At 65.9% G+C, this 276-nt stretch carries 1 protein-coding gene; it reads right to left on the bottom strand.

All coding sequences use genetic code 11. The annotated features are described in order from the left end of the window. Nucleotides 1-276: phage tail sheath subtilisin-like domain-containing protein (locus tag AACY19_RS27600; protein WP_339454667.1), on the bottom strand; the 276-nt coding region annotated here is incomplete at both ends.

Raw genomic sequence — 276 nt, 5'->3', positions numbered from 1 at the left:
TTGCGACTGCCGAAGTTATCGGCGTAGGCCATGGCGGCCTCATCGGTCGTGCCCGGGCCGTCGATGATGCCGATGGCGCGCAGTTTCTGCGCCAAGCTATCAAGCGCCGTGGCCACCGCCTGAGTCGCGGTGTGGCCCGGTGCGATCAACAATCGCGGCTGCGCGTTGAACAGGCTTTTACCGTCGAGCAGCGCCTGCAATCCCGTGCGCTGACCCGAGACCAGTTCGCCGCCGATGATCGCCGAGGTTTGCAGGGCCGCGTCTTCCAGCTTGGGC

Origin of the sequence: Pseudomonas sp. EA_5y_Pfl2_R50, from assembly GCF_963970475.1 — a bacterium.
Classification (GTDB): Bacteria; Pseudomonadota; Gammaproteobacteria; order Pseudomonadales; family Pseudomonadaceae; genus Aquipseudomonas.
The sequence above is the reverse complement of the archived record's forward strand: the minus strand, read 5'-3'. Positions and strand labels throughout refer to the sequence as shown.